This is a genomic window from Sphingomonas sp. Leaf62 (genome assembly GCF_001421915.1).
Lineage (GTDB): Bacteria > Pseudomonadota > Alphaproteobacteria > Sphingomonadales > Sphingomonadaceae > Sphingomonas.
This window is the reverse complement of sequence record NZ_LMLN01000012.1, coordinates 107196-128048: the sequence shown is the minus strand read 5'-3', so window position 1 is coordinate 128048 and position 20853 is coordinate 107196. Positions and strand designations below refer to the sequence as shown.

General features: G+C 66.6%; 18 protein-coding genes and 1 tRNA gene. 9 read left to right on the top strand and 10 right to left on the bottom strand.

Going from position 1 to position 20853, the window contains the following annotated elements:
- Nucleotides 1-59: 59 nt before the first annotated feature.
- Together ASE91_RS07560 and ASE91_RS07555 are read right to left on the bottom strand one after the other, a co-directional pair.
- Nucleotides 60-758: a cupin domain-containing protein gene (locus ASE91_RS07560; RefSeq protein WP_235530373.1), complete on the bottom strand. Its 699-nt coding sequence runs from the start codon at nucleotides 756-758 to the stop codon at nucleotides 60-62.
- A gap of 2 nt (nucleotides 759-760) precedes the next feature.
- Complete coding sequence (locus tag ASE91_RS07555; protein WP_235530372.1) at nucleotides 761-1423, bottom strand: haloacid dehalogenase type II; 663 nt, start codon at nucleotides 1421-1423, stop codon at nucleotides 761-763.
- Between the two features lie 378 nt (nucleotides 1424-1801).
- Here ASE91_RS07555 and ASE91_RS07550 point away from each other — a divergent pair, with 378 nt between their 5' ends.
- The 7 genes from ASE91_RS07550 to ASE91_RS07520 all read left to right on the top strand — a co-directional run bounded on the left by ASE91_RS07550 (nucleotide 1802) and on the right by ASE91_RS07520 (nucleotide 10746).
- Nucleotides 1802-3229 carry an aldehyde dehydrogenase family protein gene (locus ASE91_RS07550; protein ID WP_056624698.1) on the top strand — a complete coding sequence of 476 codons (1428 nt, stop codon included), beginning with the start codon at nucleotides 1802-1804 and terminating at the stop codon, nucleotides 3227-3229.
- Nucleotides 3226-4401, top strand: a complete 1176-nt coding sequence (locus ASE91_RS07545) for a DSD1 family PLP-dependent enzyme (RefSeq protein ID WP_055996473.1) — start codon at nucleotides 3226-3228, stop codon at nucleotides 4399-4401. The genes ASE91_RS07550 and ASE91_RS07545 overlap by 4 nt, the downstream gene beginning before the upstream one ends.
- A 1-nt stretch (nucleotide 4402) precedes the next feature.
- Entirely contained in the window at nucleotides 4403-4798 is a 396-nt protein-coding gene (locus ASE91_RS07540; RefSeq protein ID WP_056624486.1) for a RidA family protein, read from the top strand.
- Nucleotides 4799-4824: 26 nt separating this feature from the next.
- The gene (locus tag ASE91_RS07535; protein WP_082453885.1) at nucleotides 4825-6027 is read left to right on the top strand and encodes a DUF1624 domain-containing protein; all 1203 of its coding nucleotides are present in this window, start codon (nucleotides 4825-4827) and stop codon (nucleotides 6025-6027) included.
- Nucleotides 6028-6060: 33 nt separating this feature from the next.
- The gene (locus ASE91_RS07530; protein WP_056624483.1) at nucleotides 6061-7386 is read left to right on the top strand and encodes an NAD(P)/FAD-dependent oxidoreductase; all 1326 of its coding nucleotides are present in this window, start codon (nucleotides 6061-6063) and stop codon (nucleotides 7384-7386) included.
- Between the two features lie 91 nt (nucleotides 7387-7477).
- Entirely contained in the window at nucleotides 7478-9184 is a 1707-nt protein-coding gene (locus tag ASE91_RS07525) for an Hsp70 family protein (protein ID WP_056624480.1), read from the top strand.
- 86 nt (nucleotides 9185-9270) lie between these two features.
- The gene (locus ASE91_RS07520) at nucleotides 9271-10746 is read left to right on the top strand and encodes a hypothetical protein (protein WP_156357722.1); all 1476 of its coding nucleotides are present in this window, start codon (nucleotides 9271-9273) and stop codon (nucleotides 10744-10746) included.
- 43 nt (nucleotides 10747-10789) lie between these two features.
- Here the strand turns inward: ASE91_RS07520 and ASE91_RS07515 are convergent.
- The 5 genes from ASE91_RS07515 to ASE91_RS07495 all read right to left on the bottom strand — a co-directional run bounded on the left by ASE91_RS07515 (nucleotide 10790) and on the right by ASE91_RS07495 (nucleotide 15563).
- A tRNA-Leu gene (locus ASE91_RS07515) sits at nucleotides 10790-10876 on the bottom strand.
- Between the two features lie 85 nt (nucleotides 10877-10961).
- Nucleotides 10962-11966: a DNA polymerase III subunit delta gene (holA, locus tag ASE91_RS07510; protein ID WP_056624473.1), complete on the bottom strand. Its 1005-nt coding sequence runs from the start codon at nucleotides 11964-11966 to the stop codon at nucleotides 10962-10964.
- Nucleotides 11963-12448: an LPS assembly lipoprotein LptE gene (lptE, locus tag ASE91_RS07505; protein ID WP_056624470.1), complete on the bottom strand. Its 486-nt coding sequence runs from the start codon at nucleotides 12446-12448 to the stop codon at nucleotides 11963-11965. The genes holA and lptE overlap by 4 nt, the downstream gene beginning before the upstream one ends.
- On the bottom strand, nucleotides 12445-15117 hold the full coding sequence (leuS, locus tag ASE91_RS07500; protein WP_056624469.1) for a leucine--tRNA ligase: 2673 nt from the start codon (nucleotides 15115-15117) through the stop codon (nucleotides 12445-12447). The genes lptE and leuS overlap by 4 nt, the downstream gene beginning before the upstream one ends.
- A gap of 11 nt (nucleotides 15118-15128) precedes the next feature.
- Nucleotides 15129-15563, bottom strand: a complete 435-nt coding sequence (locus ASE91_RS07495) for a DUF3576 domain-containing protein (RefSeq protein WP_055996495.1) — start codon at nucleotides 15561-15563, stop codon at nucleotides 15129-15131.
- 300 nt (nucleotides 15564-15863) lie between these two features.
- On the opposite strand from ASE91_RS07495, the gene ASE91_RS07490 reads away from it, so the two are divergent.
- Complete coding sequence (locus ASE91_RS07490; RefSeq protein ID WP_235530371.1) at nucleotides 15864-16547, top strand: hypothetical protein; 684 nt, start codon at nucleotides 15864-15866, stop codon at nucleotides 16545-16547.
- 136 nt (nucleotides 16548-16683) lie between these two features.
- Nucleotides 16684-17793 (top strand): ABC transporter ATP-binding protein, encoded by a 1110-nt coding sequence (locus ASE91_RS20935; RefSeq protein WP_056624466.1) that lies wholly within the window; start codon nucleotides 16684-16686, stop codon nucleotides 17791-17793.
- On the opposite strand, the gene ASE91_RS07480 is transcribed toward ASE91_RS20935, so the two are convergent.
- Genes ASE91_RS07480 through ASE91_RS07470 form a run of 3 tightly spaced genes read right to left on the bottom strand, consistent with a single transcriptional unit; the run spans nucleotide 17754 to nucleotide 20739 of the window.
- Nucleotides 17754-18605, bottom strand: a complete 852-nt coding sequence (locus tag ASE91_RS07480) for a carbohydrate ABC transporter permease (RefSeq protein WP_056624463.1) — start codon at nucleotides 18603-18605, stop codon at nucleotides 17754-17756. The genes ASE91_RS20935 and ASE91_RS07480 overlap by 40 nt on opposite strands.
- Complete coding sequence (locus tag ASE91_RS07475) at nucleotides 18596-19477, bottom strand: carbohydrate ABC transporter permease (protein ID WP_056624460.1); 882 nt, start codon at nucleotides 19475-19477, stop codon at nucleotides 18596-18598. The genes ASE91_RS07480 and ASE91_RS07475 overlap by 10 nt, the downstream gene beginning before the upstream one ends.
- Entirely contained in the window at nucleotides 19474-20739 is a 1266-nt protein-coding gene (locus ASE91_RS07470) for an extracellular solute-binding protein (RefSeq protein ID WP_056624456.1), read from the bottom strand. Before ASE91_RS07470 ends, ASE91_RS07475 begins: the two co-directional genes overlap by 4 nt.
- Nucleotides 20740-20853 lie beyond the last annotated feature (114 nt).

Sequence of the window (20853 nt, the reverse complement as noted above, 5' to 3'; positions counted from 1 at the left end):
GGGCGGATTGTCCGTCACCCCGGGTCAGGCCCGGGGTGACGATCAAACCATCGGCCCGATCAGGCGACCGCCGGCCGCCAGATCGCATAGACCTTCTTCACGTGTTCGCGGCTTTCCCACGAACATTCGGCGCCATGCTCCACCAGAAAGATATCGCCCGTGGCAAAGGTCCCGCTGACCCCCGCCTCGTCGACGAAGGTCACGCTGCCGTCCAGCAAGTGCATCAGTTCGTGATGGCGATAACGCATGGCGATGCGGTGATAGGGCGTCGAATCCCATGTCCCGCAAATGAAGACGCCGTCGCTCGACAGGTAATCGGTATGGTTGCGGCAGGACGGCGTCGGCCCGACCAGCAGTTCGGCAAGCGGCGGGTTGGATGGGGTCAGCGCCGCATCCTCGTCGATCGGTACCACCGCGTCGGCGGCGGGCGTTTCGATCGCGTAGCGCATCGCCAGCGCGCGCGTCGCGGGTGCCGCCTCCCAGTCGAAGGCGACACCCGAGGGGACGACCGCACTGTGCCCGGCGACCAGCGTCGTGGCGCCGATGCGCAGCGATCCGGCGACGACGATCACGAACTCGTCGCCCGGCAGGCCGGCGACCGACCCCGCTCCGCCGTCGAGCGCGACCAGATCGACCCCGCACGGCCCGTCCGCCAGCGGCAATGCGGCGCGCGCCGTCGCATAGTCGCCGGTGGCTGGCACCTCTGCCGTATCGGCAAAGGCGCGCAGATCGATGAACGAGCGGACCTTGTTCGCCACGCTCACAGCCCGACCAGTCCCGGCAGACCGGCGATGCTCGGGATCTCGTTGACCTGATAATAGGCGTTCAGCGGTTCGTGACCGCGATTGACGAACGCCTTGTCCTTGATGCCCAGATCATGAGCGGTCATCAGATCGTACCGGAAGCTCGACGAAACATGCAGGATGTCCTCCGGTCCGCAGCCCAGCTGGTCGAACATATATTCGAACGCCTGCATCCGCGGCTTGTACGCCTGCGCCTCTTCGGCGGTGTAGACGGCGTGGAACGGTGCCTCCAGCTTTTCGACATTGGGCGGAATCAGATCGACCATCGAGTTCGACAGGATGACCAGCGGATATTCGGCGGCGACGCGCTTGAGCGGTTCGACGACGTCCGGGTGCGGCCCCCAGGTCGGCACGGCGGCATAGACCTCGGCCGCGTCGCTGTCGCGATATTCGATGTTCCACCGCTTGCAGGTCCGGCGCAACGCACCCTCGACGACATCGCGATACGGCTTCCATGCGCCGAGCACTTCGTCGAGGCGATAGGCGGAGAAATCGTCGGTAAAGCGCTGCAGATCGGCTTCGGCGACCCGATCGGCGTACAGACGGCGGGCGACCGGCGCCATCTCGAAATAGATCAGCGTGCCATAGCAATCGAACGTGATGTATTTAGGACGAAGCACGGTAGCCCCCTTTGCGAAGTTATTGCGGAATGGTGGTGATATTGGCGGCAGGAGTGCGGCAGAAACACTTGTTTTGCCCGGCCGGATGCCGCGAAGCGAACGACGTTGCGGATCGTCCGGCATAATATGCCGAGCCTCCATCCATCCCGGACGCAGGTGATTGCCGCCTCCACGGCGATGGCGCGGACGTCATTGCGGCAGGAAATCGCGTGGCGCGAGCGGATATGGCCGGCAACGCCGCCCGCCCGCGGCGGGAATGCCGTTTTGCGGCATGTTTTCGAAAGCGTCTGCCGTTCGCTTGCCTCTAGACTTGCGATCGTAAGACGACATCTGGTCGTGCCGCCCGTATCGGGCGACGGACATACGGGCGGGACGGGCATGACGGGCGACAGGTCGGGACAATTCTATATCGACGGCGGCTGGTGCGATCCGGTCGGCGACGCCCCGCGCATCGCCGTCATCGACCCGGCGACCGAAACGCAGATCGGCACGATCGCCGCCGGGTCAGCCGCCGATGTCGACCGCGCGGTGGCAGCGGCCCTGCGGGCATTCGACTCCTTTTCGGTGTCCCCGGTCGCCGACCGGATCGCGCTGCTCGAAACGATCGCGGCGCTGATGGAACAACGCGCCGAAGCCTTTGCACAGGCGATCGCGCTGGAAATGGGGGCCGCGATCGGCTTTGCCCGCGCGTCGCAGGTTCCCTTCGCCATCGCCCATGTCCGCGCGCAGATCGACGTGCTGTGCGGCTATCGGTTCGAACGGCCCGATGCCGGGTTCACGCTGGTCAAGGAAGCGATCGGCGTGTGTGCGCTCATCACGCCGTGGAACTGGCCATTGTACCAGATCACGGCAAAAGTTGCCCCGGCCATCGCCGCCGGATGCCCGGTGGTGCTGAAGCCCAGCGAGATGTCGCCGTACAGCGCGCTGCTGTTCGCCGAGGTCGTGCACGACGCCGGATTGCCGGCGGGCGTGTTCAATCTGGTGAACGGCACCGGCGAAGCGGTCGGCGCAGCATTGTCCGCGCATCCCGATGTCGCGATGATTTCGATCACCGGATCGACCCGCGCCGGCGTACTGGTCGCGCAGGCGGCGGCGGTCAGCGTCAAGCGCGTCGTGCAGGAACTGGGCGGCAAATCGCCGAACCTGTTCCTCGACGATGCCGATTTCGGTGCCGCCGTACCGCGCGCCGTGATGGCCGGCATGCGCAATGTCGGCCAGTCGTGCAGCGCACCGACCCGGTTGCTGGTCCCCGCCGCCCGGCTGGCGGACGTCGAGGCACTGGCGGCACAGGCCGCCGGGGAATGGCGCGTCGGAGCGCCCACCGACGAAGCGACGACGATGGGCCCGATCGCCAACGCCGCGCAGTACGCCCGCGTGCAGGCGATGATCGAAGCGGGCCTGGCCGAGGGGGCCAGGCTGATCTGCGGCGGCCCCGGCCGCCCCGCCGACCTCAACCGTGGCTATTATGTCCGTCCGACGATCTTTTCGGGGGTGACGCGCGACATGCGGATCGCGCGTGAGGAGATTTTCGGGCCGGTGCTGTGCATCATGCCCTATGCCGACGATGCGGACGCCGTCACGCTGGCCAACGACACCGTCTACGGTCTTGGCGCGCACGTCCAGTCGGGCGATGCGGCGCGCGCGCAGGCAGTTGCCCGGCGCATCCGGTCGGGACAGGTCCATATCAATTATCCGGCATGGACCGCGCACGCGCCGTTCGGCGGCTACAAGCAATCGGGCAATGGCCGCGAATATGGCGTCCATGGCTTTGAGGAATATCTGGAAACCAAGGCGATCCTGGCATGACGACAGCAACCCTGACCCACAAGACGCAGACCGACGGCGCGACGCTGTCGACCGTCGAGACGCCGTGCCTGATCCTCGACATCGATCGGATGGACCGCAACATCGCCCGGCTGCGCGCGCATCTGTCGCCGATGGGGGTCACGCTGCGTCCGCATCTGAAGACCGGCAAGTCGATCGAGGTCGCGCAACGGCTGATGGAAAGCCCGGCGGGACCAGCGACGGTATCGACGCTGAAGGAAGCCGAACAATTTGCCGACGCCGGCGTCCGCGACCTGATCTATGCCGTCGGCATCGCCCCCGACAAGCTGCCGCGCGTCCTCGCGCTGCGCGAACGCGGGGTCGATATCGCGGTGGTGCTCGACACGGTCGAACAGGCGGAGGCGGTCGCAGCCGCATCGGTGGCGGCGGGCACCGCCATTCCCGCGCTGATCGAAATCGACTGCGACGGCCACCGCTCGGGCGTGTTGCCCGGCGACAGCGCCGCGCTGATCGCGATCGGTCGCGCGCTGGTGGCCGGCGGCGAACTGCGCGGGGTCATGACCCATGCCGGCGGCAGCTATGCCGCGCGAAGCCCCGACGAACTACGTCGCTATGCCGAGGCCGAGCGCAAGAGCGTGGTCGATGCGGCGGCGACGCTGCGGGATGCCGGTCTGCCCTGTCCGGTGGTCAGCGTCGGATCGACCCCGACCGCGCATTTCGCCACCGACCTGACGGGCGTGACGGAGGTGCGGGCCGGCGTGTTCGTGTTCTTCGACCTGGTGATGCACGGCATCGGCGTCTGCGCGATCGACGATATCGCCCTGTCCGTGCTCGGCACCGTCATCGGGTTTCAAAAGGAAAAGGGCTGGATCCTGATCGACGCCGGATGGATGGCGATGTCGCGCGATCGCGGTACCGCCAGACAGCCGGTGGATCAGGGCTATGGCGTGGTCTGCACGCCCGACGGCACCGCCTATCCCGACCTGATCCTCGCCGATGCCAATCAGGAACACGGCATCATCACCGTTCGCCCCGGATCGGACGGCCAACTGCCTCCGCTTCGCATCGGCGACCGGGTGCGCGTGCTGCCCAACCATGCCTGTTCGACCGGTGCGCAGCATCCCGCCTATCACGTCGTCCATGGCGACGATCCGGCGGTCGTCGCGACATGGTCGCGTTTCGGGGGGTGGTGAGATGCGCGACATGATCCAGCCGGTGCTGACCGGCGACGCCCCTGCCCCCGCCGGCCATTATGCGCAGGCGATCCGCGCGGGCGACCACCTCTATATCTCGGGCCAGCTTCCGATCCGTGCCGATGGCGCGAAGCTGGACGAAATGGCGTTCGAGGCGCAGGCGGCGCAGGCGATCGACAATATGCTGGCGATCCTGCACGCGGCCGGCGGAACCGCCGATCATCTGGCGCGCGTCACCGCCTATATCGTCGGCGTCGACAACTGGCCGCGCTTCAACGCGGTCTATGCCGCAAGGCTCGGCAACGCCCGCCCGGCGCGCACCGTCGTGCCGGTACCCGAACTGCATTACGGGTATCTGGTCGAAATCGACGCAGTCGCGCTGTTCCCGCGCGACTGATCTCTCTTCTATCGGTGGAGCATTCCATGGCGAGCATCCCGACCGACGCCCCCTACCCCGCGCGAACCGCCCCGCCCCCGGCAACGGCGAAGCCGGCGGCGGCGGCGCGGCTGGTCAGTATCGATGCGCTGCGCGGGTTCGTGATGGTGCTGATGCTGCTCGACCATGTCCGCGAAGGTTTTTTCCTGTGGGTCCCGATCGGCGATCCGGTCGACGCGCTGACCGTCTCGCCCGCCAGCTTCTTCAGCCGCCTGACCAGCCAGATTTGCGCGCCGGTCTTCGTCGCGCTCACCGGGCTGGGCGCCTATCTCTATGCGCAGAAGCACAGCAAGTCGGACACGACCGCCTTCCTGCTCAAGCGCGGCATCTTTCTCGTCCTGCTCGAACTGACCGTCGTCAATTTTCAGTGGCGCGCGGAATTTCCGCCGACGATCGTCTATCTGCAGGTCATCTGGGCGATCGGCCTCAGCATGATCGTGCTGGCCGGGCTGATCCGCCTGCCGCATATCGTCATCGCCGCGATCGGCGTGGCGATCGTCGCCGGGCATAACCTGCTCGATCCGATCGTGCTGCCGCCCGAACATCCCTTCTACGCCATCTGGTCGCTGCTGCACGAACGCGGCACGATCACCATCGGCGGGCTGCCGATCCGGTTCAGCTATCCGGTGCTGCCGTGGATCGGCGTCATCTGCCTCGGCTGGACCGCCGGGCCATGGTTCGCGCGCGGCGACGTCGCGGCACGGGGGCGGACGCTGGTGCGTGCCGGCCTGGCAATGCTGGCGGCATTCGTCGTGCTGCGTTTCGCAAATGTCTATGGCGACACGCCGTGGTTCGTGGTGCCGGGTTCGTCGCTGCGCACCGTGATGAGCTTCCTCGCGCTGACCAAATATCCGCCGTCGTTGCTGTACGTGCTGGCGACGCTCGGCTTCGGCCTGTTGCTGCTCGCGCTGTTCGACCGGATCGCCGATGCGCGGGTGACCGGGTGGCTGGCGGTGCTGGGGGGGGCGCCGATGTTCTTCTATCTTTTCCACCTGTATCTCCTGCGCACCGTGTACCTGATCGCGCTGGCGATCTGGGGCACGAACCATGGCGAGTTGTTCGGCCTGCCCTCGATCGGCTGGATCTGGCTGATGTGGCTGTTGCTGATCGTGCCGCTCTATTTCCCGACGCGCTGGTTTTCGAACCTGAAGAAGCGCCGCAAGGACATTCGCTGGCTCAAATATCTCTGAGCGTCCTGTCCTGATCTGTTGGAGCCTTTCCACATGCCCGCACCGCTGACGTTCGTCGATTCGACCCCCGACCTGCCCGATTCCGCCGATGTGGTGGTGATCGGCGGGGGCATCGTTGGCAGCTTCACCGCTTATTATCTCGCCAAACGCGGTTTGAAGGTCGCGCTGATCGAAAAAGGCCGGATCGGTGCCGAACAGTCGAGCCGCAACTGGGGATGGTGTCGGCAGCAGAATCGCGATGCGCGCGAACTGCCGATGGCGACCAAGGCGCTGGATCTGTGGCAACAATTCGCCGCCGACACCGGCGAGGATACCGGCTTCAGCCGCTGCGGCCTCCTGTATCTGAGCGACAGCGAGGCGGAGATCGCGGGCTGGGCGCGGTGGCGCGATTTCGCGAAAACCGCGGGCGTCACGACTCATATGCTGTCGGCCGCCGAAGCGACCGAACGCGGCCGGTTCAGCAACAAGGCGTGGAAGGGCGGTGTCTTCTCGCCCACCGACGGCACCGCCGACCCGTCACGCGCGGCCCCGGCCGTCGCCCGCGCGATCATGGCGCTGGGCGGGACGGTGCACCAGCACTGCGCCGTGCGCGGGCTGGAAACCGAAGGCGGGCGGCTGTCGGGCGTGATCACCGAACACGGCGTGATCCGCACCAGAATCGCGGTCCTGTCCGCCGGGGCATGGGCGTCGTCCTTCTGCTACCAATATGGCATCCGTTTTCCGCAGGCGACGATCCGCCAGACGGTAATGGCGGTCGGGCCGGGTGAGGACATTTTTCCACCGGCGATGCACAGCGAATTCATCTCGATGACCCGGCGCAGCGATGGCGGCTACACCCTGTCGATCAGCGGCAGCGGCAAGGTCGATCCGACGCCGCAGTTCCTGCGGTTCTCGACCCAGTTCCTGCCGATGTTCGCGCGTCGCTGGCGCAAGCTGTCGCCCGGCGGGCTGGAAGGCGTGCAGTCGGGCCATGAGAGCGTGAGGCGCTGGAAGCTCGACCGGCCGACGCCGATGGAGCGGATGCGTATCCTCGATCCGACACCGGACGCCGCGACCGTGAAACGCACTCGTGCCCGCGCGCTGGAGATGATGCCGCGCCTGAACGAACGGACGGTGACCGGGGCATGGGCGGGCTATGTCGACAGCACCCCCGACGGCGTGCCCGGTATCGGCGAGATGGCGGCGCTGCCCGGACTGGTCCTCGCTTCCGGGTTCAGCGGCCATGGCTTCGGCATCGGACCCGGCGCCGGCCATCTGATCGCCGATATCGTCAGCGGGGCCGAACCGATCGTCGACCCCAAACCCTATCACCCCGACCGCTTTGCCCAGTCGGCATGGGGCAAGGTCGCCGAATTCTGATCGTGGCGGTCGTCCCAAGGGAGGATCGCCACCCCGTTGCCTGACGAAGCCGACGCGCTACACCCGTCCCCCAAAGTCGAAGGGGACAGGGATGATCGTCGGTATCGATCTGGGGACGACCAACAGCGCGTGCGCGATCTGGCGCGACGATGCGCCGGTGATGGTGCCCAATGCGCTGGGCGACTATCTGACGCCGTCGGCGGTCAGCATCGGCGAGGACGACGCGGTGCTGGTCGGGCGTGCGGCGCGCGACCGGATGGCGACCCATCCCGACCGCACCGTCACCAGCTTCAAACGCCGCATCGGCACGCGCGAGACGGTGAAGCTCGCCAAACGCGATTTCGACAGCGAGGCGCTGTCGGCCCTGGTCCTCGCCAGCCTTAAGCGCGATGCCGAAGCCTTTACCGGTGAAAGCGTGACCGCAGCGGTCGTCACCGTCCCCGCCTATTTCAACGATCGCCAGCGCAAGGCGACACGGCGTGCCGGCGAACTCGCCGGGCTGCCGATCCGCCGGCTCATCAACGAACCGACCGCCGCCGCACTCGCCTTCGGCATCGCCGACCGCGCCGATCACGAACCGTTTCTCGTCTTCGATCTGGGCGGCGGCACGTTCGACGTGTCGATCGTCGAGATGTTCGACGGGGTGATCGAGGTCCGCGCATCGGCCGGCGACAACCGGCTGGGCGGTGACGATTTCAACGACTGCCTGATCGCGCTGGTCCGCGCCTCGCTCGATCCGCAGGGGCTGCTGGCGACGCTTCCGCCCGACCGCGCCGCCGCGTTGCTGGCGCAGGCCGCCGAACGCTGCCGCCGGGCGCTGAGCGACGGCGACAGCGCCGATTTCGGCGTCACGGCGGGCGATACCGCGCTGACCGTCCCCGTCACCGCCGGCGCGTTCGAGGAAGCGGCGGCGGGCCTGCTCCAGCGCATCCGCGAGCCGGTGCTACGCTCGCTGCGCGACAGCAGCATCGCCGCCGCAACCTTGTCCGAAGTCGTGCTGGTCGGCGGGGCGACGCGGATGCCGATCGTGCGCCGGGCCGTCACCCGGATGTTCGGCCGGTTCCCCGCGACGACGGTCCATCCCGACCATGCGGTGGCGATGGGCGCGGCGGTGCAGGCCGGGCTACTGGCGCGCGATGCGGGTCTCGACGAAATCCGGCTGACCGATGTCTGCCCGTTCACGCTGGGTGTCGATACCAGCGAGCCGGACGGGCGCGGCGGGTTTCGTACCGGGCTGTTCTCGCCGATCATCGAGCGCAATTCGGCGGTGCCGGTCAGCCGCGTCTCGACCTTCTCGACGCTTTCGAACCAGCAGACCAAGGTGCAGTTCGGCGTCTATCAGGGCGAGGCGCGCGAGGTATCGGGCAACGTCAAGCTGGGCGAGATCACCGTGCCCGTCCCCCCGCGCCGCGCGGGCGAGGTCACCGTCGAATGCCGCTTCAGCTACGATACGTCGGGGCTGCTCGAAATCGACGTCAGCGTGCCGGAGACGGGCATGACCCGCAATCTGGTGATCGTCGATGACGAGGACGCACCCGACCCCGCAGAACTGGAGAAGCGCCGCGCGGCACTGGCCGCGCTGAAGGTCCATCCGCGCGACGATGCGGTCAATGCAGCACTGCTGGCACGGGCGCGGCGCGCGTATGAATCCTTTCTCGGCGACACCCGCGCCGCGATCGGCCATATGCTCGGCCAGTTCGAAACCGCGCTGGCGACGCAGGACGACCGCATCATCGCCGCAGCGCGCGAAGCGTTCGGTGCCGCACTCGACCAGATCGAAGGCGAGCGCTTCCTATGAGGCACGGCATCTGGGCGACGCTCGACCTCGATCCGACCACCGACCGCAGCGCGATCCGCAAAGCCTATGCCGCCAAGTTGAAGGCGATGGACGTCGATGCCGATCCGGCCGGCTTCGCGGCGCTGCGCGCAGCGCGGGATGCGGCGCTGGCGGGCGCCGCGGAAGCGGTGATGGAGGAGGCACGGGCGTTGGCGACGGAAACCCTGTCCCCCGACATGGCGGAGGCCGAACCGCCGCCCGGCGCCGGGATCGATCCGGAACTCGCCGCCTTTCACGAAGCGATCAACGTCCATTTTCAGGCGCTCGAATCGTTGCTGTTCCCTGGCCACGATGCGCCACCGACCGCCGAGGAGCTAACGGCGATCGAGCATCACGGCCATGCGCTGCTGGCCGACGCCCGGCTCGAACAGGTCGATTTCGTGACCGGTGCGGAACGCTGGTTGGCGGAAGTCCTGTCGGCAAGCATTCCGCGCTCCGACACGCTGTTGGAGCCTGCTGCCGCCGCGTTCGGCTGGATCGATCGTCGAAACGACTACGCGCTGTCGCCGGAGGCCGTCGAGATCGTGGAACGGATCGGGACGAAGCGTTTCGTTCATCTGGTATCGCATCCCGATCACCGATTTCACCGGGCGTGGACCGGGCTGGTGGGGCAGGATCGAGGTCGGTTCGAATGGTTCAATCAGAATACGCGGACCAGCGAATTGCTACAGATCGTTCGCGAACGGCATCCTGCTGCAGAACAATGGCTCGACCCCGCCCGGGTCGCTCGATGGGAGCAACGTCGATCGAAACGGCAATGGGCGGGAACTGTGACATGGCTGATCATTTTCTTGCTCGTCGTCGCCGTCCGCATATTGAACGCCTGGAATTCATCGGAGGAACCCCAGTCACCTAAATGGACGGCGCCCGCGTCGGCCGGCTTCATCGCCGAACCGAACCAGATAGCCCGCGACCTGACCGGCGAAGGCATCGTCCCGGTCAGCAACCGCAACCCAAAACTAGCTGCCGAAATCCGGGCGACCGTAGCCGCGTTGAGTTCGGTGTCGAGTGAACCGAAAGCGCGTCAGATCATCAACGAGCTTGCTGGTCGCCGCATTCTTTCGGGACTGGCCAACGCACCCGATGCGTTGCTTCGGGACGTCACACAGTTCGAGATCGACGGAAAACGGGCGTTGTTGAAGGATCAGCCGTTGCTGACAGCGACCCCGGAGCGGTGCAACGAGTTCCAGTTTCCCGCGCACTACACCGTGCTGTTCCCCGACCAACGTCCACGGCAGGAGAAGCTGATCCATCGCGCCATCATGGCGTCGGACCAACGGCCCGTAACGACGTCGCAGCTGTTTATGATACCGGGCTCGATCGTCGATGAAGTTCGACGCGTCTCCGGTCTGCCCGAAGATCGGCTGCGCGAAGCATTGACCGGCAAGGGAGAGGCGCGCGAAGTATGTCGCACGGCGATCGCCCTACGCGAAGTCGCGCTCACTGCTGGCAAATCCGGAATGGTCCTCCTGCGCGCCATGCAACCAACGGTCAGCCAGGCAAAACCGAACCTGTCGAACTGATCGGAGGGGAAGAGTTCTCCCCCCGGCCATTGCCGGGGGAGAATGGTGCGGTCGAGAAGACTCGAACTTCCACGGCCTTTCGGCCACAACGACCTCAACGTTGCGCGTCTACCAGTTCCGCCACGACCGCACGTGAACACCTTGGGGTTGCCCCCTTGGCTGGCAGGAGCGTGCCCCTAGCAGCGCGTTTGCGGTCGTGCAAATGCTTTTGTGGATTATTTGCCGCGCGCCGCCGCGCGGGCGATCGCGATGGCTTCGGCGGCGGTCATCACCTCGCCCAGACCGCTGCCCGACAGCGCCGCACGCTCGGCATCGCGGACGCGTTCGAGCGCCCGGGCAAGGCGCGGCGCATCCCAGCGGCGCAGCGCGGTGGCGGTCGCGGCCTGTTCCTTGAAGAACACGCGGTGGCGCTCCATCACCCGGTCGACGCTGTCGCCATCGTCGATATCGGCGCGCATCTCGGCCAGCGACAACAGCCGCCGTGCAACCGCGCGCAGCACCGGAATCGCCCCGCCCGGCATTTCGGGCAGTGCCGCCGCCGCCGCATCGCCCGCGATCATCGCACTGACGATGCCACCCAGTTCGGCATCGGCGATCGAGGCACCGATCGCATCGAACGCCTCCCCATCCGCATCGCGCGGGCGCTCGGACGATGCGTCCAGATACAGCGCCAGCTTCTCGATCTCGCTGGCCAGCACGGCACGGTCGCCCGCCGTCACCGCCGCCAGCCGGTCGGGCACGTCGCCCAGCAGCCGAAGCCCATGATCGCGCGCCATCGTCACCGCCAGCTTTGCCGCCTGCGCCGCATCGGGCACGTAGCAGGCGACGGCCACGGCATTGAGCGACGCGGTGACCAGCTTCACCAGCTTCGACGTGCCCTTGACGCTCGGCGCGATCGCCGCGACCGGATTGCCGGCGCGCTCGGCCGCCAGCAGCAGCGTCACCGCCTCGACCGATTCCTCGCCCATGCCGGTTACGCGGATGCAGCGGGCATCGCCGAACAGCGACATCGACGCGGCTTCGTCGGCGAGCAGACCAGGCCGGCTTTTCAGCATCGCCCCGTCCAGGTCGACGCGCTCGGCCCCCTCGCCCACCCCCTTCGCCAGTCGCGCGGCCAGCGCCATCGCGCCGGCCGTGTCGGGGCCGTGGAACAAATAGAGGCGGATATCGGGGCCGGGCCGGTCGAGCTTGGCCGCGACCTGCTCGGGCCGGAGCTTCACGAGCCCTTCCTGGGCAGCGTCAGCGCGATCCGCGTCACGATCTGGTCGGCGACGATCAGCGACAGCCGTTCGAGCGCGGTGCGCTCCGCCGCGATCGTCGCATATTCGGAGCGGACCACGTCGATGCCGGCATCCGATCCTGCCGTCGCGTCGAGCGTCACCGCACCGTTGGTCAGGTCGATCAGCTGATAGCGCGCGCGCAACGTCCGTCGTTCGCGTGTGATCGAATCGTCGCGCCGCACGCCCAGACCGGTGATATCGTCGTCGAGCTTGATTTCGAGCCGGTAGCGCGTTGGTCCTTCGGCACGCAGCCGGTCGCGCAGGGCGTTGGCGACCAACCAGCCATTCTGCCCGGCGATCGGCGCGACCTCGACCCCCGCCAGCGTCTGGCGCACCATGCCACCCTCGCCGCCGCCATAGAGCGGGCGCAAGCCACACCCGCCGAGCAGCAGGGCGGCACCCAGGACGGCGGCGCGAATCATGCGACGATGTTCACGAGGCGGTCGGGCACGACGATGACCTTGCGCGGGGCCTTGCCGTCCAGCGCGCGGACGATCTTCTCGCTCGCCAGCGCGGCCGCTTCGGCGTCTTCCTTGGCCGCGCCCTTGGGCAGGACGATCGTGTCGCGCAGCTTGCCGTTGACCTGCACCGCGATCGTCGCTTCCGCTTCGACCAGCATCGCCGGATCGACCATCGGCCATGGCGCATCGGCGATCAGGCCGCTGCGCCCCAGTTGCGACCATGCCTCTTCGGCCAGATGCGGGATCATCGGACTGACCAGCCGCAGCAGCGCGTCCATGTCGGCGTCCGACATGCCCTTCGCCTTCTCCGCCTCGCCAAGCAGTGTGTAAAGCTTGGCGACTGCCTTATTGAATTGCAGCGCGGTAATGTCGTCGGCGACGCCGGCGATGGTGCGATGAACCACGCGGGTCAGCGTTTCCGGGCTGGAACCGCCGGGTGCATGCGCCGCAACCAGCTTCCACACCCGCTTCACGAAGCGTTCGGCACCCTCGATCCCGGCTTCGCTCCACGGCAGGTCGCGCTCGGGCGGGCTGTCCGACAGCATGAACCAACGCGCCGCATCGGCACCGTAGCGATCGAGAATCGGCTCGGGATCGACCGTATTCTTCTTCGACTTCGACATCTTCTCGATACGGCCGCGATCGACCCTTTCGACAAAACCAATTTCAGAGACGAGAATATCCTCTGAATCGGAAAATTCGAGCTCAATAGACGGACAAGTCAGCTGCCCATCAGAGCCGACTACAATGTCAGCAGGAGCAACCCACCGCCTAGATGAGACATATTTATCTTTAAAGCGCTCATAAGCTTCCCGCTTAGTCAAGTTATCGCGCCGAATAACTTCAACAATCTCGGGAATATCCTCGACCTTATCGATCGAAAGAAGTTGCGCGTAGTAGCTTTCGTGAGTCACCATGCCCTGAGTGAACAGCCCCGCAAACGGCTCCTTCAGGTCGATCAGCCCGACATGGTTGAGCGCCCGCGTCCAGAACCGCGCATAGAGCAGGTGGAGGATCGCATGTTCGACCCCGCCGATATACTGCCCGACCGGCAGCCAGCTTTCGGCGACCGCGCGATCGAACGGCTTGTCGTCGGGTTGGCTGGCGAAGCGGATAAAATACCACGACGAATCTACGAAGGTGTCGAGCGTGTCGGTCTCGCGCCGCGCCGGGGCACCGCACGTCGGACAGTCCACGCGCTTCCACGTCGGATGACGGTCGAGCGGGTTGCCAGGAATGTCGAACGACACGTCGTCGGGCAGCTTGACCGGCAGCTGCTCGACCGGGACCGGCACCACGCCGCACGCGTCGCAATGCACGATCGGGATCGGCGTACCCCAGTAACGCTGGCGGCTGACGCCCCAGTCGCGCAGGCGCCATACGGTCGTGCCCTTGCCCCAGCCGCCCGCCTCGGCACGATCGATCACCGCGCGCTTGGCGGCGGCGACGTCCATGTCGTTCAGGAAGTCGGAGTTCACCAGCCGCCCCGGACCGGTATAGGCTTCGGTCCCGTCGAACACCGGGTCGGTCAGGTCGCCATCGGCGACGACGCGGCGGACCTGCAACCCGTATTTCCGTGCGAAATCAAGGTCGCGCTGGTCATGCGCCGGCACGCCCATCACCGCGCCGGTGCCATAGTCCATCAGCACGAAATTCGCGATATAGACCGGCAGGTCGATCGACGCATCGAGCGGGTGCCGCATCCGATAACCGGTATCGAACCCCAGCTTCTCGGCCGTGTCCAGCTCGGCGGCGGTGGTACCGCCCTGCTTGCACAGCTCGATGAACGCCGCCGCATCGGGATTGCCATCGGCCAGCGCCCGCGCGATCGGATGGTCGGCGGCGATCGCGACGAAACTCGCGCCGAAGATCGTGTCGGGGCGCGTCGAATACACCTCGATCGACTGGTCGAACGGCGCGACCGGCGCAAAGGCGAATTGCAGCCCCTCCGACTTGCCGATCCAGTTTTCCTGCATCAACCGGACCTTGTCGGGCCATTGGTCGAGGCTACCCAGACCGTCGAGCAGATCGTCGGCAAAGTCGGTGATCTTCAGGAACCACTGCGACAGCTTGCGCTTCTCGACCACCGCGCCCGACCGCCAGCCTCGCCCGTCGATCACCTGTTCATTGGCCAGCACGGTCATGTCGACCGGGTCCCAGTTGACCGCCGATTCCTTGCGATAGACGAGCCCACCCTTGAGCAGTTCGAGGAACAGCGCCTGTTCGTGGCCATAATATTCGGGATCGCAGGTCGCGAACTCGCGCGACCAGTCGAAGGCAAGACCCAGCCGCTTCAGCTGCGCCTTCATCGCCGCGATATTGGCATAGGTCCACTGGCCCGGATGGACCTTCTTTTCCATCGCCGCATTCTCGGCGGGCATGCCGAACGCGTCCCACCCCATCGGGTGAAGCACTTCGTGGCCCGTCATCCGCAGGAAACGCGCGAGCACGTCGCCCATCGTATAGTTGCGGACATGGCCCATATGAATGCGCCCCGATGGATAGGGAAACATCTCGAGGACATAGCGCTTCGGCTTGGGCGACGCATCGTCGGCCACGAAGGTGCGGGCATCGTCCCATGCGGCCTGCCAGCGTGCATCGGCCTCGCCGGGCGAAAAACGGGGGGTCATCGATGCGTCGCTCAGCCGGTCACCGCCCCGCGGCGCAGGTCGCGTGCGCGCGTCAGGATGATATCCTCCAGCTTCTGCACGGTCGCGGCCTCGACCGGGGCCTCGATCCACTGGCCGCCGCGATTGATCTGGCGCAGCGCCGCGACGCGCAGCGCATCGGCGCGGAGGTCCTGGTCGAGGATCGTGACCGTCACCTTGGTCCGCTCGGTCGGCGTCGCCGGATTGACGTACCAGTCGGTGACGATGACGCCGCCGTTCGAATCGGTCTGGGTCAGCGGCATGAACGACAGCGTGTCGAGGCTGGCGCGCCACAGATAGCTGTTGACGCCGATCGTCGTCACCTTCGACGCGGCGAGATCGCCGGCGACACGCCCCTTGCCACCGCTACACGCGGCCATCGGCAAGGCGAAAGTTGCCAGCAACGCGATCAGCAGCGGGCGGTTCATTAGCGGTTCCTTGACTACAGGCCATTACGGCAGTTCGCGCCGCTTCTATAGGAGGTGCCGCGGACGCGGCAAGCGGGTTGGTGACACGCGACCGGAACCGGGCGGGCGCGGGCGGTGACGGTCCCGGATTGATGCAGGTTCGGGCGTAGTCGGACAAATATGTGGGTTCGATGCAACAGGTCACGGGAAAGCGACCGGGCGCGGTGGTGCCACGCAACCGAATCGTGGTAGCGCCATTAGCGGGGAGTGAGGGAAATGATGACGCGTGGCAGGATCTCGGCTGGCATAGGATTGGGGGCAATGATCGCCGCCGGTCTTGGTGCGTCGCCTGCACTGTTCGCGCAGGAACAGCGCGCACCGCGCGTCCTGAAGCGCGTCAATCCCGACTCGATGCCGCTGGTGGCATTCGGATCGTTCACCCCCGCCGCTGCCGACCCGCGCCTGACCGCGGCATTGTCGCGGACCGCGCTCAACGCACCGGGGTTTCAGTTCACGCCATCCGAAGGGGCGGTGATCGGCAACCGTTCGATCAAGGTCGCGGTACGCGGTCGCTCGCTCCAGCCGAATCGCCTGCCTGAGCGCATCGCTGCGGCGGCACCGGTGCAGACGCTCAACCCGGTCGCCTATAATCTCGGCGTTTCGGTCGGCTGGAAGCGGCTGGCGGTATCGGGCGATGTGACGCGTCTCGATCTGGCCGGGCAGCCGGGGAGCCGCGAGCAGATGGGCGTCGGCGTCAGCTATTCGGGCCGCAAGTTCACCGGCCGCGTCGGCGCGATCAGCGACCGTCCGCTCGCCGATCAGCCCGCGCTGATCGCCGATGCACCGGCCTATTCGCTCGACATGGGCGGATCGTACAAGCTGACCCGCAACCTCGATGTCACCGCCGGCGTCCGCTACCGCTCGGAACGCGAACGCATGTTGCGTATCGCCCGCGACAATCGCGACAGCCAGGCGATCTACGTCGGAACCGCCTTCCGCTTCTGATTTCACCCGACTTCTCCCCGCCCGTGGGGAGGATTTGGCCGCGCCCTGCGCCGGGACTCACTGAACTGCCGTTACCGCACCAATCGTTGCGTCGCCCGTGATTACGCGTAAGCCGCTGTAACAAGCGGGAGAGATCATGGCGGCGGTCGATATTGCGGGACTTGGGAAGCGCTACGGCGACACCGTGGCACTGGTCCCCAGCGACCTGACCATCGCCGATGGCGAATTCGTCGTGCTGGTCGGCCCGTCGGGCTGCGGTAAATCGACGCTGCTGCGGATGATCGCCGGACTGGAAACCGCCAGCGAAGGCCGTATCCTGATCGGCGGGCGCGACGTGACTGACGCGCCGCCCGCCGAACGGGGCGTGGCGATGGTGTTCCAGTCCTATGCGCTCTACCCGCATCTGACTGTTGCCGGGAACATCGCCTTTCCGCTGAAAGTCGCTGGCCTGCCAAAAACCGAAATCGCCGAACGCGTCGCCGAGGCGGCGGCGATGCTCGACCTGACCGGCCTGCTCGACCGCCGCCCCCGCGCCTTGTCGGGCGGGCAGCGGCAGCGCGTGTCGATCGCCCGTGCGATCGTCCGCCGGCCGCAGGTGCTGTTGCTCGACGAACCGCTCTCCAACCTCGACACGTCGCTTCGCGCGCGGATGCGGCACGAATTCGCGCGCCTGCACCAGCAGCTGGGCGCGACGATGATCTACGTGACGCACGACCAGCTGGAGGCGATGACGCTCGCCAACCGCATCGTCGTGATGAGCGCGGGGCGGATCGAACAGGTCGGTGCGCCGATCGACGTCTATCGCCGCCCGGCAAGCATCGCGGTGGCGGCCGCGATCGGATCGCCGGGCATGAACCTGTTGCCCGGCACGCTCGCTGCCGTCACCCCGGCTGGAGCGACGCTGCGCCTGACCGACGGCGCGCTGGTCGCGACGGCGGCACTGGTCGGCATCGACGATGTCGGCACGTCGGTGACGCTCGGCGTACGCCCGGAACACCTGGTGCCCGATGACGACGGGCCATTCGTGGGTGCGGTCGAATTGTTCGAACGACTGGGACCGTTGTCGTTCGCGCATCTCGGCGCACGGGGCGATGTCGATACGATCGTCGCCCAGCTGCCCGGCGACCGTTCGGTGACGCTTGGCGAGACGCTGCATTTCTCGATCCCGCCGGGCGACGCCCATGTCTTTGCCACCGATGGCCGGGCCTATCCCTTGACCCCGCCGCCCAGCAGCCCGGTCAGATAATAACGCTGGAGCAGCAGGAAGATCAGCAGCACCGGCATCGTCGTGACCACCGATGCCGCCATCATCAATTCGCCATCGGCGGCATGTTCGCGCGCGATCGCGGCGACCGCGACGGGTAGGGTATAGCGCTGCTGGTCGGCCAGGATCACCAGCGGCCACATGAAATCGTTCCAGCTCGCCAGAAAGGTGAACAGCGCCAGCGTGACGACGACCGGCGTCAGCAGCGGCAGGACGATCGCGCGAAAGATGCGCATCTCGCTCGCCCCGTCCATCCGCGCCGCATCGATCAGTTCGTCGGGGATCGCCAGCGTCGCCTGCCGCACGAACAGCACGCCGAAAATCCCCGCCAGCCCCGGCAGGATCACCCCGGCATAGCTGTTGACCAGCCCCAGATGGCGGAAGAGCAGGAAGAGGGGGAGCATGGCCACCTGTCCGGGAACTACCAGTGCGGCGATCAGCAGTTTCAGCAACCGCTCGCGCCCGCGAAACCGCAGCTTTGCAAAGGCATAGCCCGCCGGCACCGTCAGCAGCAGCCCGAGCAGCGTCGACAGCATGGCGATGCCGAAGCTGTTGCGCAGCGCCGGCAGGATGCGATAATCGAACCAAGCCCCGTCGATCTGCCGCCGGACCAGCAGTTCGTGATAATTCTCCAGCGACCAGCGCGACGGCCACAGCGGGATCGGCAACGTGCCCGACTCGCCGCGCGGCATGAACGACACGACGACCATATAGACCAGCGGCGCAACGGTCAGCGCGACCAGCGCGACGACCGCGGCATTGGCGACGACCACGCGCACTTTGCTCACAGCCATTCGTTACGCCTGCCGATGCGGGTCTGGACCCAGGTGATGAGGAGGATCATGACGAACAGGACGAAGGCGACCGCACTTGCCTGTCCGAGGTTCCACCATTTGAACCCTTCCTCGAACATGAAATACAGCACCGTCGTCGTGCTCTGCGCCGGTCCGCCCAGCGTCATGACATAGGGTTCGGCAAAGATTTGCAGGAACCCCGCGACGCTCATCACTGCTGCCAAGAGCAGCGTCGGCCCGATCGCCGGCAACGTCACGTGGCGGAACCGCAACCACCGCCCTGCCCCGTCGAGCCGCGCCGCCTCCATTAGGTCCTGCGGCACCGCCGCCAGCGCGGCCGTGAACACGATCATGTTGTATCCGAAGATCTTCCACGTGACGAAGATCAGGATGGCGGGGATCGAACTGTTCGGATTGCCCAGCCAGTCGATCGGCGCGATGCCGATCAGCGCCAGCCCCTGATTGAGCAGGCCGAACCGTTCGTTGAACAGGAACCGCCACACGACAGCCGTCGCGACGACGCTGGTGACATAGGGCGCGAACAGCGCGACGCGCCACAACGGCTTCCACCGGACCGTCGCGTCGTTCAACAGCAAGGCGGCGAGCAGCGAGGTACCGATCGCCATCGGCACGCCCAATACCGCAAAGATCAGCGTGTTCTTCAGCGACCGCCAGAATAACGGCGTCGCCAGCAGCTCGACGAAATTGTCGATGCCGATGAAATGCAGATTGCCCGGATCGGCCAGCGCATAGACCGAATAATCGGTGACCGACAGCGCCATCGCCGCGATCGTCGGGATCACCAGCACGATCAGGATGATGGTCAGCACCGGTGCGGTGAACAGCCATGCGGCGCGCGACTGGCGGGTCATGCGATCTTCCCCGCATCGACCAGCGCCCGGCGCCGCGCCAGCAGCTGATCGACCCGTTTGTCCAGTGCGGTCAGCGCCTGGCCGATCGTTTGCAGTCCGCGCACCACCCGTTCGGCGGCCAGCTGAATCTCGCCCTGAATGCGTTCCCATTCGACCACCGGCGGGATCGGTGCCGGCTGCGCCATCTGTTCGCGAAACGCGCGCAGTACCGGCAGCGCCAGTTGCGGCGAATCCCATGCATCCAGCCGGGCGGGCAGATTGCCGATCATCCGCTGAAACGTCAGCTCGCTGGTGCGCGATGTCATGTGCCTCACCAGCGCCCAAGCCTCCGCCGGCCGGTCGGTCGTGGCCGACACGCACAGCGCGGCACTATCGCCCGACACCGGCCCCGGCCCGTTCGGCCCGGCCAGCCGCGCGGTGCCCCAGCGATCGGGCGCGATATCGGCGGCGCGGCGGCGCAGGTCGAGCAAGGTCGTCGGCGCGCTCGGCCAGATCGCGAAAAACCCCTGCGCGAATGCGGCCAGCGGGTCCTGCACCTCGGTCGATGCTGCGCGCGGGGCCAGTCCCTCGGCAAACAGATTGGCGTAATAGGCAAAGGCTTCCCGCACCGGTTCGGACCGGAAATTGCCGCGGGTCGCCTGATCGCGCAGCATCGTCGCGCCCGCCTGCGTCATCATCGTCAGCAGCGCGCCGGGCCAGTTGAGCAGCATCAGGAAGACGTAATCGTCGGGCCGCCGCCGCTTGATCGCCCGCGCCATCGTCAGCCACCCGGCCCAGTCGAGCGGCGGCGTGGCATAGCCGGCCTCGGCGACGATGTCGGTGCGATAATACTGGACCTGCGGCGCGACCGACCACGGCACCGCATAATCGACCCCCTCGATGCGCAGCGCGTCGCGGATGCCTGGGAACAATCCGGCGCTCAGCGCGGGCGACGGGACCGGTGCCACCGCGCCGATCATCGCGAATTCGCGCACCCAGCCGTTGAACAACATCAACACGTCGGGCAACGCCCCCCCCGCATACGCCGTCAGCAGCTTTTCGTGCGACGCGGTGGTCGGCAGCGACTGGACCTCGACCGGGATGCCGGTGGCGGCGGTGAAGCCGGGCATCAGGAACGGCGAATAGTCGCCCTCATAGCTCATCGCCCAGACGCGCAGCGGCGGCGGCCCGCTCGTCTTGCCGCAGCCGGCGATCGCAAGCGCGGGAAACAGGCCGAGCATCGCCCTGCGGGTCGGTCCGCCATGATCGTCGCCGCTCTGCACCCGTCGATCTGTGCCGGATCGCGGAGTCGGACGCCAGCCGACGTGACAGCTAAACCACAAGAAACGCGCCGATATTCCGGTCCACCGCGTACCGAACCGAACCCTTTTTCGCCG

Bases quoted from the DNA above. Each gene is read 5' to 3' on its own strand.
- ASE91_RS07530 (WP_056624483.1), top strand. From the start codon at position 6,061: ATGCCCGCACCGCTGACGTTCGTCGATTCGACCCCCGACCTGCCCGAT.
- ASE91_RS07480 (WP_056624463.1), bottom strand. From the start codon at position 18,605: ATGGCTGTGAGCAAAGTGCGCGTGGTCGTCGCCAATGCCGCGGTCGTC.
- ASE91_RS07535 (WP_082453885.1), top strand. From the start codon at position 4,825: ATGGCGAGCATCCCGACCGACGCCCCCTACCCCGCGCGAACCGCCCCG.
- ASE91_RS07495 (WP_055996495.1), bottom strand. From the start codon at position 15,563: ATGAACCGCCCGCTGCTGATCGCGTTGCTGGCAACTTTCGCCTTGCCG.
- ASE91_RS07520 (WP_156357722.1), top strand. From the start codon at position 9,271: ATGGACGTCGATGCCGATCCGGCCGGCTTCGCGGCGCTGCGCGCAGCG.
- ASE91_RS07475 (WP_056624460.1), bottom strand. From the start codon at position 19,477: ATGACCCGCCAGTCGCGCGCCGCATGGCTGTTCACCGCACCGGTGCTG.
- ASE91_RS07550 (WP_056624698.1), top strand. From the start codon at position 1,802: ATGACGGGCGACAGGTCGGGACAATTCTATATCGACGGCGGCTGGTGC.
- leuS (WP_056624469.1), bottom strand. From the start codon at position 15,117: ATGACCCCCCGTTTTTCGCCCGGCGAGGCCGATGCACGCTGGCAGGCC.
- ASE91_RS07540 (WP_056624486.1), top strand. From the start codon at position 4,403: ATGCGCGACATGATCCAGCCGGTGCTGACCGGCGACGCCCCTGCCCCC.
- lptE (WP_056624470.1), bottom strand. From the start codon at position 12,448: ATGATTCGCGCCGCCGTCCTGGGTGCCGCCCTGCTGCTCGGCGGGTGT.
- ASE91_RS07490 (WP_235530371.1), top strand. From the start codon at position 15,864: ATGATCGCCGCCGGTCTTGGTGCGTCGCCTGCACTGTTCGCGCAGGAA.
- ASE91_RS20935 (WP_056624466.1), top strand. From the start codon at position 16,684: ATGGCGGCGGTCGATATTGCGGGACTTGGGAAGCGCTACGGCGACACC.
- ASE91_RS07545 (WP_055996473.1), top strand. From the start codon at position 3,226: ATGACGACAGCAACCCTGACCCACAAGACGCAGACCGACGGCGCGACG.
- ASE91_RS07525 (WP_056624480.1), top strand. From the start codon at position 7,478: ATGATCGTCGGTATCGATCTGGGGACGACCAACAGCGCGTGCGCGATC.